Below are 17,254 nucleotides of genomic sequence, written 5' to 3' on the forward strand. Positions count from 1 at the left end.
GACTGACTTCGTTACATCGACTTCGCTATGCTTTTGTTCAATCTCTCATCTAGAATGTACTTTGCCTTGTTGGGTTGTCCTTCTGCTCTGAATAGTTGTAATGCATTTAAGTTTGTCACGACCGAATATAATGTTCCAAATTTTTGCTGTTTCAAATTCAAGCACACATGGCCTTTTGTTCCAGACATGATGGATTGTGCAATGTCAACATCCATATGCCCAGCTTCTTCCTTCAACCTACTATCCAGTGTGGCATAGCGTTCTTCTGATTTACTCCAATTCCAACCTTCAGGAGAAATCATATTCACGTGATGATTCGTACAATGAATATAATGACCTTTCGGCTTTCTTACTTGGTAACCATCCGGGGATACTTCCATCACTGCCATCTGCCCTGACTTGTCTGCTAATAAATAATTGTTGGAAACGGAGCTAGGGAATTGTTGCAGTACTTCTATGCCTTCCTGCACTGTACTGCAATTTTCTAAAATATATTTTACAGCGAAATAAAAATTCAAACCTGGCTTTACACCCACATGCGGAACAGATGAAATACCTACAAAAAGCCCATGCTCATTGACTCCATCCACTTTACCGATAAAACAATCAGAATGACCAATATACTTATGCTTGTCTTCATAACAAACGAGAGAAGACTCCGTAAATTTCTTTAAATCAAATAACATGTCATAGTTTCGACCCACGATCATGTCATCCCCATTAAAAGCAGCAAAAATACTACACTGCCCACTGGGTTGCAACACGCCCAAGCTTAACAGAAATGAACATACTTCTTCATAAGAAGCCTGGCACCCATCAGCAAACCCTTTTATTTCCTTCACGACATGCGGGTCAAAATCTTCTAGTATAGGTATGCATGAAGTTCCGTAACGTAATTTCTCTTCGCTCACTTCGGGCAATACAAATCCGTTTTTCCATAGTATAGAACCATAATGCTTCCCTGCTTCATACGCATTTCCTTTTAATCTCGGATGATACATGTACATTCCTCCTATATACTCATGTGTAACAAGAATAAACCCTCCATTTACAGGAGAGTTTACCGTGTTTTTTAGATGAATAAGATGAATGCGTATACATCTAAGTTTATTTTTTCATGATTGGAATACAAATCTTTGTTACAAATGCCGAAGGATGTAGATCTAAATCTGGTTTGATATCTCTTGGATGGTACTCCGCTGGAATAAGTCCTTCTTCATATATTTCCAACGCGTGTCCTGCTTCCATGACATCATTTTCTTTCATCCAACGCTGCAGAGCATGATACCCATGTACTAGCTCTGAATAAGGTCCTTTTACCGTGATACAAGCATACGTCCCGCCTGCTACAGTTTTACATCCTTCGATCTGCTGATCTTTCTGGACTGGAATCAATACTTCAATATCTGATTGCTTGGGGGAGGTTCCTTTCTCATGAAAGATAGACATTAGTTTGCCATCCACTTTAAGATTAAAAGCAAATACACGATCAAATAACATCTGTACGAGATCATCCATGAGCATGACGTCTTTTTTCTCACGAATAGAGTAAACAGTGACCACTTTACGTTGTTCCGTATATATATCCGATAGCGTCGCACCAGATAACAAGGAACCTTCCTCTATTCCTTGCTCTTTCCACCGTTGTATCTGTTGGATTTGTGTATCTATTTGCTCCTTTTGCTCCTGCAGTTCTGCTATTTTATGCTTTAGCAAATGCTGCCATTCTAGCTTATCTATTTCCTTCTCTACATAAGCTTTGATGTCCTTTAATGAAAAGTTGCATTCCTTTAAAATCTTTATTCTTTCCATCTTCTTAATTTTATCGTAATCATAATAGCGATAGTTTGTAATAGGATCTGTATAGGATGGTTGGATTAAACCAATATCACTATAATAACGAATAGTCTTAACTGGAACGTCACATATTTCAGCAAATTTACCTATCGTGTACACCTAATCTACCCCCCTAGCTTCACAAAATAGAAATGATATAAAAACAATGTTATAAATGATGATATAATATCATGTTCATATGCATCATAACATGGCTATCTTTTGTTAATCCACTAGCTTATGTATCGGCATATGATCTCCGATATATTTGCCGTAATATACTTTTCGAAGTATTCCATCCTCTCCGATGAGAAAGTCAGCAGGGACTCTTGTCAAGTCACCATCCGCTTTTCCACCTTTAAATCCCTTTTTGTAAGCATCTACAAATTTTTTTGGTTTGAACAATGCTTTGATCGTCTTTATAGTAGAATTCTCCACACCATATTGCTCAAATAACTTACTTTTTGGATCTGAAACAATAGGGAATGGAGGGTTTTGTTTGCCTACGAATTCTTTTATTCTCTCTATGGATGATTGAAACACAGCTACAACTTCAATGTTTTCTTTTTCAAAAAATGGATACAAGGTAATCAATTCATCCACTCTTAAATTGCATAATGGACAAGCAGCGAAACGATAAAAAGAAAGCAATATTTTTTTGTTTTCAAATTTCTGCAAAGATACTTCATGACCAAAAATATCTTTAACCATAAAAGGAATTGCTTTTTGACCTTCTTGCAATCTCATACGCTGTATCCCTCCTTATATACTTGTCGCCCAAAGTATGAACCTATACATATTATTGTCTGAGTTTAAAGAAATTTCTTTTTATATTACTTTTAATATACCTTTTAATAAATATACTAACAATACTTTGGGTTTGTTGTGCTATAGAAGGAGGTTTTATACTATTTTTAAACGCATTATTTTTCTCTTCTTCGATTTTTGAAAAATAATAGACCAAAACAGAAAAGAATAAAAATAGCAAAATAGACAATGTGATTCCATTCCACTTGCAATCCATTCCACACGGCGATGAGCAGTATGTTCATATGATAGAACGGGTTAATGTACACGATAAATTGAAATGCATCTGGTATAGATTCTACTGGAAACATCAGCCCCGAAGCGAAAAGTACATATTGAAACATAATAATCGTGTAAGGATACACTTGGTTAGATGTTTTGAAGAAATTATGTGTAGACAAACTAAATAAAAACGTAACAGCAATGACAAATAAGAAACTAAGAAAGAAGAGGATAAAATGATCGGTAAGTTGGCCTTTAAATACAAAAACAGCAATAAACAGTATTTCTGTTAATCCGACTAACGATAACACAACGCCCCTAATAATGTACGTCAAAATAATATGAAACGTCGTAATCGAGGAAAGGGTGAGCCGCTTGTGAATACCTCTCTCCTTCTCCGTAACGTATTGCACCCCAATATTAAAAAACAAAATAAGAAAACAAATTAATAAACCGTACGTTGGGATATATTGTCCAACCGATTCCGTCCCTTCTATCCCATAGATAGACATGAAAATGTAGTAAAATAAACCTGGTAACACTAGAATAGGAAGTGCAAAAAATGGTTCACGAAAAAAAACAATAAAATCATATTTAATTAGCCTGTTGAGCGACGTTATCACGTTGGTTCCCCCTTCCTTCCATGACACCAAAGTAAACATCTTTAAAGTAAGTACAATTGTATTTTGTTTTTAAGGTAGAAGGTGTATCGTATTCTACGATCTTCCCTTCGTTTAACATCATGACCCGATCGGCATACATATCAATTTCTTCTAGTGAATGTGTAGATAATAGAATGGTCGTTCCTCTTTTTTTTGCTGTATGAACAATCTCCCACAAATCTCTGGTAGCTTTAGGATCTAACCCCGTCGTTGGCTCATCTAAAAAGAGAAGCGTAGGATGATGTAAGAAAGATATCGCCAGTAACACTCTCTGCTTCCATCCACCTGATAGTTTAATATATTTACTATTTAAATGAGAGGACAAAGAGAACAAAGTGATGACTTCTTTCACACGGGATGAAGGGACTTTATACAGTCCTGCAAACAAATCGAGAATTTCTTTTATTTTCAAATAGGCGTACATCCCACCTTCTTGAATAACGACACCCATTTCACCACGCAATGCTTGCACTTGTGATTCCCGTTTCAGATTGTACCCCATCACTTCCACACTACCTTCGTCCCAACTTCTTAGCGTCATTAATATTTCTAGTAACGTGGTTTTTCCCGCACCGTTAGGACCTACTATGGAAACGATTTCGTTATGTTCAATACAAAAATTTATATTTTTTAATACTTGCTTATTGCCATAATGCTTCTGTAATTGCTCCACTTTTACTTTCATGAACCATCCTCATTTCATTCCATTTTTTAGACGTTCCTAATAACGAACGTTGATGAATGACAAATATCGAATTTAAAGGAAGTTGGGCATCTTCTGCAACATATTTTAAAGCATCCATCCATACATAATATGATATTCTCTGAATGATTCCAGCACTTAGGTGATGGAAAATAGTGGGGAATGGAATTTTATGACTTACATCATGTTTTTCAAAATCGGCATAGTGTTGCGTCTGGTTTGGGATGACTAGCGGTCCAATAACGAGCTCGGATTCATACATCCCGTAATACAGTAGATGTTGGTGATCTTGTTGTATGATTTCATTGATGTGATCAATTTGTGGGGCTGAAAAGCAATTGCAGCATAAAACGTGTAAGCTATGTATTTTACTAACCTCTTCTTTATATAACTCCTCCTCCAACACATAAAGTTTAGCGTGTTCATCATCGGCAATCATCTTTTGAATGAGCTCTATTTTTCTTGTACCGACCTGTTCTTCAGCATGTAACATATCATTAGGTTCTATCACTTCGTCCATGGAAAGAACAAATGTGACAGGAACCCCCATTCCTCTTGCACTTTCATATACATATACATTCGCCTTGCTACCACCCCATAACACCAACTGTTTATTCAACATGTTATCCATGGAGAACGGATACGTCGCATACAATTTGCTAACATCCATGGTTTGCTCCATTTCGTACCGCATTGCATCTTTTTTCAATAAAGAGGGTTCATCACTATACACAAATATGTCTGGATATTTAGAGTAAAGAGATAACACTAATGATGCATATTTTGATTTGGTAACGACTTCAAGGGAGGTAAATCGATACAATATCGTTTTCAACTCTACGATAGAGAAAGCTGGGATCTTAGTAAGTGGTATTTTCAAGAAAATTTTCTCCTCTTTTACATTATACACTAATAATACATGATGAATATCATCATCTTCGAAGATCGTAATATGCGGTTGCAGCTTTATGCATCCATTCATATTCATCGCATTCACCCTCCTAGCAAAGTATATAAGACCATATATTGCGGTTGCTCTAATCCCAACACTTTTTTGACTATGACTTCGTGAAATCCTCCTAACGGTACACAAGACAATCCTAATGCAGTAGATACTAACAAAAAGTTTTGTGCCATATGCCCAGCCTCTAACAGTAAAATACGATACGTGTACTCCATATATTTTTTGCTTACATTGGTGTCATTGGCGACTAAAAAGAGGACGACCTGTGCATCGTCGATGGAAAAGTGGCCAATATCCGTAAATGAGCTAATGTGATGCATATGTTCCATGTCCAGAGACCTCACTACATCTATTCTTTTTTGTTCTACATTGTAATGATATACTTTGGCTTCCATCAGCCCGCTATTTATCGTTCTTTTAGTAGGAATCATGTAAATATCCACACTGTAAAACATACCACCGCTGGGATACGTTCTAAGTCCCTTCTCTTGATGACTCAACCCAAAACTTGTAGTCAGTAATTGAGCTAAGGTGAATTTGCTCAAGTCTTTCCCTTTAAATTGCCATGAGCTTCTTCGCTTATACAGCGCGTCGCTTAATGTCAACTGTACTTGATGCTGTTGCTCCTCTTCTGTCGAGGGAAGATGCATATAGATTTCTCTGTCTGGTTGTATGATGTCTGCAACTTCATATTTCTCTCTCGGTGCGGCAATCATTTGCGTTTGTGGTGCTTGATTCGATACATAATGATACGTACGATAATGCGGTTTTTCCGGTACTTGCTGCGAGAAATCCCAACTAAACATTATTTAACCTCCCTTCTTGATGTGTCATCACGAGGGGAACCATGTATTCTAGCTGTGGAGGCAATCCGATGCGATTATTGTACATATGAAGTTGGGACAGTAAAATATACAATGTCGTTTGTGATGACGTTTCCTTTCTTATTTTACTCACTGTATCCTGTAACGCTTGCAACATGGGAACATAGATTGCATCACGCTCTGGTAAACCATGTGAGAGCCTCTGCTTATACACACGTTTCCATTGTGCGATTTCATGTTTCTCTGCTTCTTCTTTTCTAAAACGAAGCCAGAATGTGTGATAGTGCTGCGTCAATTGCTGTAACTCTGATGGACTGAGCAGTGTTTTCGTTATATGAAAAAAATCTGCTGCCAAAATTAATGTATTGAGCATGTTACGCTTGGACATATGCTGCATCACTTCCACTGCAAGACTACTAGACGTATGAAAAAGAGATTCGGAATAAGGCAACGCACTCTCCCCTCCATACCTTTCCACCTCAGGCTCATAATCTATCTCAACAAAAGAGCGATCCTCCATCCAATACAGCGCCTCTTCCTGTGGTTTAACTCCATCGAAGGAATGAGCTTGATAATATTGTGCTTTCGTTACCTGGATTTGAGGATCATAATCTTGTAAAAAAGACTGCACATGAGAAGTTAAGCTTGCTATCGTTTGTGGTGGATCATATGTTTTAAACCTAACTCGAATATGCGGTCCACCTTGCCAATATCGTATAAAAAACCATTGATGCAAATACGATTGTTGATCCTGTACCCAATCTCGTAATGTATGTTTCACAAACGTATCATGATACTGATGATCGTGAATAAACAGATGATAGGAATACCACTTCAATGTTCACCAACTCCTATCTTATTACTAGCATGACTTGTCCCTGCCAGTACTCCATAAATAATTCTCTCTTTGTGATCCAATCTAGTGATTTCTGCTAGTATGTCGTCGCGATAACTTTTTACAGGACGTACATACATGTTGCATGTTGACGATAAATACCTAGACATACTTTGCATCATTTCTCCCGCAAAGACGTGTGCATAGTAGATGTCTCTACTCTCCCTCTTTTCTTCTGCCTTGTACGTCACATAGAAGAAACTGGGCATGACATCTACGTTCATATAATCGTATGGGTCTAACCATACTTCACGTAAATGGACGTTAGCATTACGCAATGTGCACTTCCCTTTTTCGACGTCATACACCCCTCTTTCTACTCCTTCTACTTGTTGTACTACCACATAAATAGAAAATCGATCTGCATAAATAAAATGCTGTCTCACCTCTTCCAACAAAGTCAGGATGTCATCCCAAACTTCTTTTTTCATCGGTTTGCTTAAATCTAGTAACCCAGTATAGGTATGATCTGAACTTCGCTCCATCCTCGTATGTTGTAGGGCATCGGGCAACTTCCAATCAGACTGAACAACCATATCTTCTTCAACCTCACTGTTTAAAGCATCATCTGTCATATAATGCAGTACACCAATGTGCATGAGTTCCTGCTGATACGTATACCTTTTCCTATAATCGTGTAGGAAAGTACGTGTGGCATGTGCTGATGCATGACATTCCGATGCGTTGGCAGGAACATGAAACTGACAAACACAGCCCATCAACATATCGCTTGGTAACTCCATCCCGAATAACTTCAAATAATGAGATCGATGAAACATATAGAGCGTCTTGTGCATGCTCATGTTCTTCAATTTTGCTTCTATTTTCAAGCTGCCTATCATATGACCAAGCTCTAATAAACACAAGGCTAAGCCAAAACTTCCATACACACTGCACGTTCTCCACACATCCACCCCAACCACTAATTCCACATCGTGCCGCTTGCTTTCGTGATACCCTATGTAATGCAGCATATTGCTGCTGTCACTATACATAAAGAGATGTCCACTATAAATCAGAAATGGCACGAGAGAATGAATACTTCTTGCCGACGGAATATGCTTTTGAAAGGGATACGGACTCCCATCGTTAAAATATTGAAACTGAAAATGTGCTTTTATCCACTTCAACCAATGTTGAAACACTTCATCTTCTACGATGTGTTGTGGTGCACGTGGTAGTTGGCCGTCATGACACTCCATCTCACTTCCGATAAAAGAAACAAATCTCGATAACGGTAGCGTTACATTTTCCTCCCTCCTCCGTATAGTCAGCTGATCCAATGTCATACTCATGGGAACGGGTGTGGTTGTAGGTGCTGATATGGTATAAACGCTGCCCCTCCATATTGTGATAGTCTCTCCCAGTTGATTCTTTCATTTTGCACTCCGAATGTGATAGGTTGTAAGGAGGGAATGAATACTTTGGCCACATACAGCCCCATTTGTTTCGTTATCTGATTACTCATATTCGCCACGTAAATATCAGGATGATACTCATACACCCGCTGCTTAATCTGTTCATAATCAAATTCAAATGACGGCTTCATTTCTTCTGTCGTAATCCATTGACATTGCTGTATATGATTAAATAAGAAATCAAATGCACCGGCATTTTCTTTTAATGCGTAATATTTAATATGATCTTCCATACTGACTACGCGTTGAGGATTGCCAATCCATGCTGCGAGTTCCTCTTCCTTATTGGCATATAATTTGTCATACACAAAAATGGACGTAACGACTTCTACTAAGCCTGAAAATATCGCTTTTTCTGGATCGTAGTTACTGCCCGCTGCATTGTATAGGTGAATGTGATGGTGCTCACTCTGACTACGTGCGAGTACCCATACGGTTGGAATGCCCACTTCGAGCGTGATATCAAATAAGTACATTTCGAATTGATGTGCTGCTAGCAAACATAAAATACCATGTATACGGTCATCTTTAATGGATGTCACGTCGATTCTACGTGGCAGCTTCTGCGTGTACCAGTGAAGGAGAAAGTGATCGCGTTCGAGCGCTTCGAATACCCCATATATAATCGCTTCCTGTAACGTTCCACCCAGTGCTGTACCGTTCGACGTTTCGTACAGAAAACGCTCTTCTTGATGCAGCAGCTGATTATCATAATAAACGAATTGCTCTGGCAGCAGCACCGCTTGTTCATCTCTCCAATGGAAGCAAGAAGTCCAGTAATATGCTTTAGTAGGATCATAAGTATAGTGGAGTTGTGTATACGTTCCACCCTCTAACGCAAATGTAGTTGGATCGATGACCTCCTTACCCTGTGCCAGTAAGTCATCGTACGATGCACGTATGTCCTGTTTGAAATAAGGAACCATACTAGCGAATCTTTCTATCATTTCTAACTTTGCCGCCATTTTCGAAGTGATCAAACTACTAGAACGACCATAGGAATGGTACGGCGAAGATCCCATATACGACTGTATCCCGTACATGGGAATGAGGCTGGACTCCACATCTCGGAACAACCGCTTGCCTATGCCTGTGTCTGCATCCAAAAGCACGTTCTCCATTTGCTCCATTTGCTCCATGATGTGCAGTACATTTTTTGTCCTACCATCGTGAAAGGGCAGCGTGTGCTGCAAGTCTTCCGTATCATCATGAGTACATACATCGTCTTCCACACAAGCGGGACAAAGTGGGTGTTTATATATGCTTTTCACCTGCATATGGCAAGTATGTTTGTTCCATACATAGACCGTATTCACTAGCTTTTCCTCTACATTTTGCCACTGCGCTTCAAACCAAGCTTCACAATCCTGCTTTACTGGCTCATATCGAAGGGCATACAAATAGTCACTATCGTTCTGCTCCAATGCTGTCAAAAAGCACTGTACGCATGCATCTTCGTCTCTCATTTTTAACGGACCGATAAAGACGTAACTGCCTCTCTCCATGTACGCAGTGCCATTAGCAAACGTATGTATCGGCATAAGGTGATTTTGTTCCGCAGCGATAGCCATACTCTTATCCTCCTTTCTCCGTAAACTTCCCTATCCATATACGTTGCTGCTGAAATAATGGCTGTTGTATCCAAGGCTTTTCTACAATGGTTCTACCTTCTAATTGCTTCATTAATGCCCGCTGCACTTCGTCACTACTTCTTCTATTGAGCATAGAGTAAGGAATGCTACTGTTCATGATGGTTGGTCGTGTTAATTTCCATTCGCTTTCCTGTTGTATATCATTCACCGTATCACTAATAACCTTACACAATCCTCTTCTCATTGCCGCTAACAATGTCATGGTGATTTCACTTTCATAAAGCACTTCGCCTTGTTCCTTTACGACATACATGCGACCTATATCTTCTCCAACGATAGATTTAAGTGCTATACGTACTTCAACACCCGTTTGCTCTTTCAAAAACTGTATTAAATGTTGTATCGATGCTGGTAAAGACACTACGATACGTAAAGGCTTGTCTTCTTCCACAAAAGCAGCCATACCGCGCAAATAAAAGTGAGTTTCATTCCTATCCCCTATCCAAATGGATGGACTAGTTGAAGCTGTAGCATGTTGTTGATGTAGTTCGTTTTCGTTTTCTTTCCACTGCAAATAAGATTCCAGTGCTTGTACTAATCCAAACTCGGCCGCTGAAATAAAAGCGGTATCCACCGTCAAAGAGGAAAAACTGTCTACAAAATCGACTTGATAATGAGAAACAAACAGCTGCTTCTTTCTCGCTGTCTCTACGCTATTCATTCCCCTCACTAACGATTTCTGTTCCAATAACATCGACTCCACATGCTGCACAAATGCTAATGTATTGTCTTCCTTCACTTCCTCCTTCCCCATGATCCGTTCATAATACTCAAACGTACTTGTTACCTTCGCAGGATGTTGTATCGTTTGCATCGACCCATCAGAAAAAACAATACTTGCTGCATGTTGATTGTAAAGCTCTTTCTGTCTGTCCATATTGTATTTTTCTTTTGCAAATAATTGCTCCATCATAAAACGAAATAACACCATAGGAATAATCATATTGCCTAAATATCCTTTATTTCCTTGCGTGGACTGTAATATGGCATTCCACTGGGTAAGCAATGCATGCGTTGTTTTTTTGAACATCATATAATGTCCTTCATGATGTAGAACGATAAAGCTACCTAAAGGCGCTCCGAACATGTCATCATTCCAATATACCGAAACCGTTTTTTCACAAGTGCTATGCATCAACCCATTACTTCTAAAAAAGTCAACGACATGCGTAGGTGCACCTCGTAATGAAAACGTCACGTTTTCCAATTGCTCTAATACCTCATCATGCCGTTCAAAAGCATTCTCCATATGATGTATAACATAAGTGGAAAAGCGATACGATTTCTGTTTCACCTCATATACTAAATTCAATGTCACCGCTAGTTTAAATAGTTTCAGCTCTTGCTTTGTCCATGCATGCAAATCAATGTCCTTTCCATCTTTCAATTCAATGAGCATATGTAATAACGTCTCATAATCTTCTGTTCCTATGTTTGCCTCCAGTGCTCCAGTATCTTTGCGGATAAGCAAGGTTTGATCCGTATGTTTGAGAAAAAAGTTGGTTTTCGTTTTCCACCTCATAGGACTCATAAGACACCTCTTCTTTCCTGCAAAATTTCTTTCCACGATGTGTTGTGCTTGTCCATCATGTACTGACATACTGCATAGCATGCAAAATTTTTCTCTGAAAAGCTAAATTGCAGCATGTAAATACCACGATATACGATATTCATCAAGACCCGATAAATAATATGCTCCTCGTGCTGAATCGTTTGATCTAGTTCATTAGACAGCAAATAATGATGAAATTCACTTGGGATTCCTTCCATATTGTCGATCAACGTTTGCTTTTGTTTATCTGATGTATAGTAACCAGGTTCGTCCGTAAATAAATGAGATGCTTGCTCTTTAATATATGCAAAGTTGGAGCCGATCACTTCATTCCACGCCGCTCCAATCTCTCTTTCATATTGACTATCCTCAAATACAGCATCGACATCCACTTTCTCATACAGACTTTGATAGGACTTTTCGAACAGCTCTTTCTTTCCGTATTTTTCTGCTAAGGCCATCACGCCTTCTATGTTGGAAACGTAGACAAGTACAGCGTATTTAGGAGAAAAAGCAGAAAACGTCAACACATCATACATCATGCGAATGAGATAACGTAATTTCGTGTCATCATCTATTTGAATAAATCTTTCCCCGTTGGAACTAATAAACGTTTGCATCTGGAATAAGCAATGATGATGTACTAGGAAATGATGATACGAATTGAAAGTTTGATGTAAATACGTTTCGCTGTAAGGCGCTATGTTTACTTTTACATGTTGCTGAACATCTATATGTTCATATTGCACGCTCTCCATTTGCGATATCGTACTATTTTGTTTTTCGTATTTTTGTAAATTCGCTTTAATTTCTTCCTTCGATAACTGCCCAAAATGGGACGTGACAAAGTCTTGGAATTGTTGTTGCAACGGAGCCAGCATGTAGGCAAACTTTTCTGGTATCACCACTCGATAATGTGGCCCCCCGTTCCAGCCTCGATCTGCAAAGTAATTTCCAACTATGTTTTTAAAATAAGGGATGATAAAGTGAAAATACGTGTATTCCTTCTGTGCTTCACTTCCGAAAAAATATGCTTTTACCTCCATCCACTTTTCATTCATACTCATTCCCCCATGATCACTTCAAATTGATATTCTTTATTGTTAGCGTAGTCTGATAGTGAAGGAAATGCTTCTTCTACGATGACGTGTGTATAATTGGAACACAGTTTGACGAAACCTTTTATAAATAGCGGTGAAAAAAGATTGTAATACTGCGGTTTTAACTCCGTTCTTTTCATGGTTAAATAATTCATCGTCGTTTGCGCCGTATGTGGTCGCGAGAAAAATTCCATCGGTAATGCATGTTGCATAAAATACGTGGCCAATTGTACAGCAATTTCATTGGAAGGTGCATTCCAATCAAAATAACTCGTATCTAGTAGCCACCTTTCCCTACCAATGATCGTATTTCCTACATACATGCGAGGAATATGATCGGTAACGAAATGTTTTTTCGAGTTATCCCATAAATCCATGAGGTTCATATCAAAAATAGGACTAATCACATCTTGCACGATTTGCACCGTATGCGGCAGCATCACATCCACTAAACTGCCTAATCTTAGCACTTTTACCGTCTCACCTGTCTCTTTTTGCTTGATATCTACTAACCCCAGTTGTTCATTAAAAGCAAAACATAGCTGATTCATGTGAACGGTTTCATTCTCATTTTCCGTTCCTCTACTGTTGTCAAATATTAATCTAGTAGGCAAGATATTTCGGTGCCGGTTCGCATTAAAACCGTAACTCTCTCTAATGTTGATCGTTTGATCACCAAATAACGTGTTCACGTAAGATTGGAAGTCTTTATCCTCGTATATAGACGGTTCATGCTCGAAAAAGCGCGCAAACAATCGCAAACTGCCCGTATACATTTTATTTAGTACTGGCTCCCCATTCAACTGTTGCAATAGTACCGTGGATGATAAAACCTCTTCACGCTGATACATCGTTTTAAACGTTTGGTACCATGTCGCAATTTGTTTTTTATCTATACCAGCATAAACTCCGTCTTGTCTGTTTTTCATGGAAAGGAAATAGGTGCGTATTTCATCTTTGATCTGCTCAAGCTGTGATGCCGTTTTGGATTGCAAGTGTACAGGAGCCAACACATTATTCCAACTATCATATTTCTGTAGCACCTCCAAATATAATGATCTGACCTCTATATCCGTTAATGCTACCTCCTTCATGCCGTATCGCTCGTAAAAATGATGCGCAAATTCCAGCTGAAATGACACTGCTGGATTCAAAATGAGTGCTAATTTTTGTACATCATGTATGTCCCTCTGCGTTTCTTTGCTTAACGTATAATGTTCCCCGGAGTGAGACACCACTGCATCTTCATACAACATTAAATCTTTCGGAAAGGTGTAGTGCAGCAAATTCTCCAAGCACTTTACTTCCGATATCATTTTTGCATGAATATCAAATCGCTGTCCCCCAGTTGCATGTTCAAATTCATGTAGTAAATCCATGATTTTATTCGTATGCTCCAGTGTTGCAGCTACTTTTCCTGGCTTATCATCAAAACTTCGCAATGTATGCTCAAAATGTTCATACACGTGCTCACTATATTCATTCACACAGATGTCTGGATAAAGTATTCCTTTTTGAATCAGTCCATGAAATAACAATTTTGTTATCGTCTCTTCATCTGCATGAGGACGTAGCAATGATTCCAACTCCCTGTAGCTTAGCGTCCCTTTTTGCTGCAAAGCATCGAAAAGAATGTCTAATATAAAATTATTTTTCATCGATATCTTTTTCTCCACGTTGTTAAATACTTTTCCTCCGTTCATATCAACTTGAATAATAAAATGAACGTGATCTTGATTGTCTTTCATAGAAAAAGATTTTCGATACGATAGCTGTTTTGCATAATACAAGTCGTTCGCTAACAACTGTACAATTTTTTGTAATATGAAATAATTAATTTCTGTTACTAATCGTTGAACCGGCTCCTCCTGTTCTTGCATCCGCACATATGGAGCATCCTTCATGCTGTTAACCGTTTTCTTCGTTTCCTCCGTTTTTCTCGTTTCCGTCGGTTCCTTAGTGTCCGTGGTCTTGGTGGTCTCCGTGGTCTTCCTATTCTCGTTAGGCTCTGTTCCTATCTTTACCAATTCCACACTAGTAAAAGAACTAAACGGACTAGATTTCACTGCAGACCTCGCTAAAATTCGACTCAACGGATAGTCTAATTTTCTTAATTTAGCATTATGTGCCTCACTTGGAGTATGTATATATTTTTTGTACTTAAAATGCATATCTGGATTAATGAGCGGTAAAGGAATAGATAACGCATCATATTGTTGAAACATTCGCTGCAATGCTGCTCTATCTAACTGGAGCTTATTTTCATATAGTTGATGCATTTTCTCATACGCTTCATCGCAATCTTCATCCACTTTTTTAAAGGATGACAATGCTTGTACAATGTCAGGAGAGTACTTATCCCAGTTTATGTTTTTATCATTGTATATGCGCCTTTTCAACGTTAACAGCGTATGATCTTGTGTGTTTTTAAATAGCTTTTCAAGCAGCGCAATGACGTCCGCTTTCCTATTTTCTTTCATCTGCACAGCATCCTGCCAATCCACAACAGCCTTTATCCATTCCGAATCTCTAAAGTGGTGGAAGCGATGCATCGATATGGGATTTTTTCGAATCATGTACCAAGGAAACACGTTCATCCTATCCACTCCAATCTACGCATATGCTTATAGTAATGAATATAAATAAAGTGAATCAGTATCTGTACCCTACTACGAATCGGGGTTGAAATGCCACGATTGCTATGTTGTACTCTAGCAAATGAAAAAATGAGCTAAACTTCGTAAATGAAAATGAACTAAACTTTGTGAAGGAAGTCTATTTGCATGCAAGTTGTTTTAAAACATCATCTTGTATGCAAATAGACTTGAACATAGAGCATGTACACCTAATATCAATATGTTGACGTATCAGAGAAGTTATTAGTTTCCACCACCGCAACTCACACATGAACTTGAACCACAACATGACGTCGAACCACTAGAGCTGGAACCACTAGTAGCTGCCGTTTCAGATAGTAATCTACCTTCTGAAACCTCCATAATTTCAATGCTGTCAATTTCATCTAATATACTTTTTAACGTTGTCGTTGTACTCATATTTTCTTCCTCCTTTATCCTATTTTTTTGACACCTAAATGAGACCTTGTCCATAAAACTACTATGCTTACTTCACATCACCTCCTTCACTTCATTTCAACATGTATCACAACGTATGAAATATAATCTATTTAACATAGACTAATAGACTGAGGGTAACGGAAACTAGTACATACTTTACCAATAAAAGATGGTAAACACAGACAGTAAAGGTCATTGCACAGCTTGTCCATTTTCTATGAAAAAAGATAACGTTCAAGACCGCATCATGGATGTATTTTCATTGTACTTAAGTCATTCAGTAATAGATGGATGTGTGAAAAAGTTAAACTAAGGATGTGTGTGACAAATATCTTTTGTTGTCTTTTGTTCTGCATACGGTGAATCGTTATGCATGCGGTGGATCATTATGCATACGATAAAAAGCAAAAAGAACTAAGATATTTATCTTGATGTAGTGACGGTTAAACCGCAGCGGATAGTATAAATAAAGGAAGGTTTATTAAAAAAGATAATAATAGAATCGTAGTATTGTTGAATAGAATATATTTTCCGAGTACATTTCAGCGTATATTTTTAATAAAATATGTTATTTTATAAAATAATACCATTATATGATAATGATTTCAATTCATTTATTTAAAATATTTGTATTTTCTGATTATTTTACAATTAAAAATAAAAAGACGCTTATCGTCTTATAGTACCTGATCCCATTCCTCGAAATGCTTCTGGTTTATACCATTCGTAGTGAGGTTTGTATCCATTTACTCGGTACATATAATATCTGACTTCCTGAATGATAATTATTTCAGTATGAAATCGATATATTGGATAAAATCATTTAAGCTGTCCCTTGATATTGAAATGTCGGAATTTCCATAATTCAATCCTGAATGATAGATGAGGAATGGGTTATCAGGATAGAATCCTTTTTGTTTAACAATAACCATGAAAATTAATTCTTTATCTGAGAAATGTATATTGGTTTCGTTGGAATCAGATATTTTTGATAAGAAATGAAGGATACCAGCTATTTTATATGGATTTGTTATTATATATTCTGTATCATCCTTTATGCCTTTATTATCAATTTGCGCATTTCTTAAATCATAAAATTCTATTCGTTCTATATTATTTACATTAAGTAAGTCTTGATCAATGATTTCAGAAGGTTTATCTGTAAAGTTATATACAAAATACCCAAAAAATAATAATATATGTAAAATTACAATTAAAATGAATTTTTTGTTTGAAGACATAACATTTAACTTCCTTTTCTATTGTCTATGAAATGATGATCGCACCCTAAAGCCAAAGCTATTTTAATTTCAATTTCAATATTTTTTTCTCTGTATGATACACGATAATGTCATCTTTGGCACGAACCAATTCTCTTGTAGCTTCTTTAATGCTTTCAACATCACGGACACCTACTTTCTTCCTTGCTTTTCAATGTACTGTTTGATGGTTTCTATGGAAGCACGACCCGTTGTCATTAAGCAGAAGCTTCTTGACCAAAACATTTCTTTCCAAAGCTTTTTTCGAATGAAGGGGTAGTCA

At 37.8% G+C, this 17,254-nt stretch carries 16 protein-coding genes; all 16 read right to left on the reverse strand.

Annotated features, from left to right (window positions below; genetic code table 11):
* Positions 1–11: 11 nt before the first annotated feature.
* Positions 12–1,001 (reverse strand): C45 family autoproteolytic acyltransferase/hydrolase, encoded by a 990-nt coding sequence (locus D1Z92_RS11665; RefSeq protein ID WP_128895851.1) that lies wholly within the window; start codon positions 999–1,001, stop codon positions 12–14.
* Between the two features lie 106 nt (positions 1,002–1,107).
* The gene (locus D1Z92_RS11670; RefSeq protein ID WP_128895852.1) at positions 1,108–1,956 is read right to left on the reverse strand and encodes a MerR family transcriptional regulator; all 849 of its coding nucleotides are present in this window, start codon (positions 1,954–1,956) and stop codon (positions 1,108–1,110) included.
* Positions 1,957–2,061: 105 nt separating this feature from the next.
* A complete protein-coding gene (locus D1Z92_RS11675; protein ID WP_128895853.1) occupies positions 2,062–2,583 on the reverse strand; it encodes a peroxiredoxin-like family protein in 522 nt (173 codons plus the stop codon).
* Between the two features lie 176 nt (positions 2,584–2,759).
* On the reverse strand, positions 2,760–3,488 hold the full coding sequence (locus D1Z92_RS11680; protein WP_164931592.1) for an ABC transporter permease: 729 nt from the start codon (positions 3,486–3,488) through the stop codon (positions 2,760–2,762).
* On the reverse strand, positions 3,460–4,212 hold the full coding sequence (locus D1Z92_RS11685) for an ABC transporter ATP-binding protein (protein WP_128895855.1): 753 nt from the start codon (positions 4,210–4,212) through the stop codon (positions 3,460–3,462). The genes D1Z92_RS11680 and D1Z92_RS11685 overlap by 29 nt, the downstream gene beginning before the upstream one ends.
* On the reverse strand, positions 4,169–5,218 hold the full coding sequence (locus D1Z92_RS11690; RefSeq protein WP_128895856.1) for a hypothetical protein: 1,050 nt from the start codon (positions 5,216–5,218) through the stop codon (positions 4,169–4,171). Before D1Z92_RS11690 ends, D1Z92_RS11685 begins: the two co-directional genes overlap by 44 nt.
* Before the next feature lie 5 nt (positions 5,219–5,223).
* Positions 5,224–6,000, reverse strand: a complete 777-nt coding sequence (locus tag D1Z92_RS11695; RefSeq protein WP_128895857.1) for a SagB/ThcOx family dehydrogenase — start codon at positions 5,998–6,000, stop codon at positions 5,224–5,226.
* Positions 5,993–6,856 carry a thiopeptide-type bacteriocin biosynthesis protein gene (locus tag D1Z92_RS11700; RefSeq protein WP_128895858.1) on the reverse strand — a complete coding sequence of 288 codons (864 nt, stop codon included), beginning with the start codon at positions 6,854–6,856 and terminating at the stop codon, positions 5,993–5,995. The genes D1Z92_RS11695 and D1Z92_RS11700 overlap by 8 nt, the downstream gene beginning before the upstream one ends.
* Entirely contained in the window at positions 6,853–8,196 is a 1,344-nt protein-coding gene (locus tag D1Z92_RS11705) for a nitroreductase family protein (protein WP_128895859.1), read from the reverse strand. Before D1Z92_RS11705 ends, D1Z92_RS11700 begins: the two co-directional genes overlap by 4 nt.
* 8 nt (positions 8,197–8,204) lie before the next feature.
* Positions 8,205–9,902, reverse strand: a complete 1,698-nt coding sequence (locus D1Z92_RS11710; RefSeq protein WP_128895860.1) for a YcaO-like family protein — start codon at positions 9,900–9,902, stop codon at positions 8,205–8,207.
* 4 nt (positions 9,903–9,906) lie between these two features.
* The gene (locus tag D1Z92_RS11715) at positions 9,907–11,514 is read right to left on the reverse strand and encodes a hypothetical protein (RefSeq protein ID WP_128895861.1); all 1,608 of its coding nucleotides are present in this window, start codon (positions 11,512–11,514) and stop codon (positions 9,907–9,909) included.
* Positions 11,511–12,596, reverse strand: coding sequence for a hypothetical protein (locus tag D1Z92_RS11720; protein WP_128895862.1), 1,086 nt, complete (start codon positions 12,594–12,596; stop codon positions 11,511–11,513). Before D1Z92_RS11720 ends, D1Z92_RS11715 begins: the two co-directional genes overlap by 4 nt.
* 2 nt (positions 12,597–12,598) lie before the next feature.
* Positions 12,599–15,232: a lantibiotic dehydratase gene (locus tag D1Z92_RS11725; protein WP_128895863.1), complete on the reverse strand. Its 2,634-nt coding sequence runs from the start codon at positions 15,230–15,232 to the stop codon at positions 12,599–12,601.
* Positions 15,233–15,514: 282 nt separating this feature from the next.
* Positions 15,515–15,691 carry a thiazolylpeptide-type bacteriocin gene (locus D1Z92_RS11730; protein WP_128895864.1) on the reverse strand — a complete coding sequence of 59 codons (177 nt, stop codon included), beginning with the start codon at positions 15,689–15,691 and terminating at the stop codon, positions 15,515–15,517.
* An 806-nt stretch (positions 15,692–16,497) separates the two neighbouring features.
* On the reverse strand, positions 16,498–16,953 hold the full coding sequence (locus tag D1Z92_RS11735; RefSeq protein ID WP_128895865.1) for a hypothetical protein: 456 nt from the start codon (positions 16,951–16,953) through the stop codon (positions 16,498–16,500).
* Positions 16,954–17,124: 171 nt separating this feature from the next.
* Positions 17,125–17,254 (reverse strand): transposase (locus D1Z92_RS11740; RefSeq protein ID WP_206099752.1); only part of this gene is annotated, 130 nt, incomplete at its 5' end.

The organism is Longirhabdus pacifica, from assembly GCF_004115085.1.
GTDB classification, from domain to species: Bacteria; Bacillota; Bacilli; order Paenibacillales; family DSM-105158; genus Longirhabdus; species Longirhabdus pacifica.

Coding starts and splice junctions, on each gene's coding strand:
- D1Z92_RS11730 (WP_128895864.1), bottom strand. CDS start 15,691: ATGAGTACAACGACAACGTTAAAAAGTATATTAGATGAAATTGACAGC.
- D1Z92_RS11695 (WP_128895857.1), bottom strand. CDS start 6,000: ATGTTTAGTTGGGATTTCTCGCAGCAAGTACCGGAAAAACCGCATTAT.
- D1Z92_RS11690 (WP_128895856.1), bottom strand. CDS start 5,218: ATGAATATGAATGGATGCATAAAGCTGCAACCGCATATTACGATCTTC.
- D1Z92_RS11735 (WP_128895865.1), bottom strand. CDS start 16,953: ATGTCTTCAAACAAAAAATTCATTTTAATTGTAATTTTACATATATTA.
- D1Z92_RS11715 (WP_128895861.1), bottom strand. CDS start 11,514: ATGAGTCCTATGAGGTGGAAAACGAAAACCAACTTTTTTCTCAAACAT.
- D1Z92_RS11665 (WP_128895851.1), bottom strand. CDS start 1,001: ATGTATCATCCGAGATTAAAAGGAAATGCGTATGAAGCAGGGAAGCAT.
- D1Z92_RS11685 (WP_128895855.1), bottom strand. CDS start 4,212: ATGAAAGTAAAAGTGGAGCAATTACAGAAGCATTATGGCAATAAGCAA.
- D1Z92_RS11710 (WP_128895860.1), bottom strand. CDS start 9,902: ATGGCTATCGCTGCGGAACAAAATCACCTTATGCCGATACATACGTTT.
- D1Z92_RS11675 (WP_128895853.1), bottom strand. CDS start 2,583: ATGAGATTGCAAGAAGGTCAAAAAGCAATTCCTTTTATGGTTAAAGAT.
- D1Z92_RS11725 (WP_128895863.1), bottom strand. CDS start 15,232: ATGAACGTGTTTCCTTGGTACATGATTCGAAAAAATCCCATATCGATG.
- D1Z92_RS11720 (WP_128895862.1), bottom strand. CDS start 12,596: ATGAATGAAAAGTGGATGGAGGTAAAAGCATATTTTTTCGGAAGTGAA.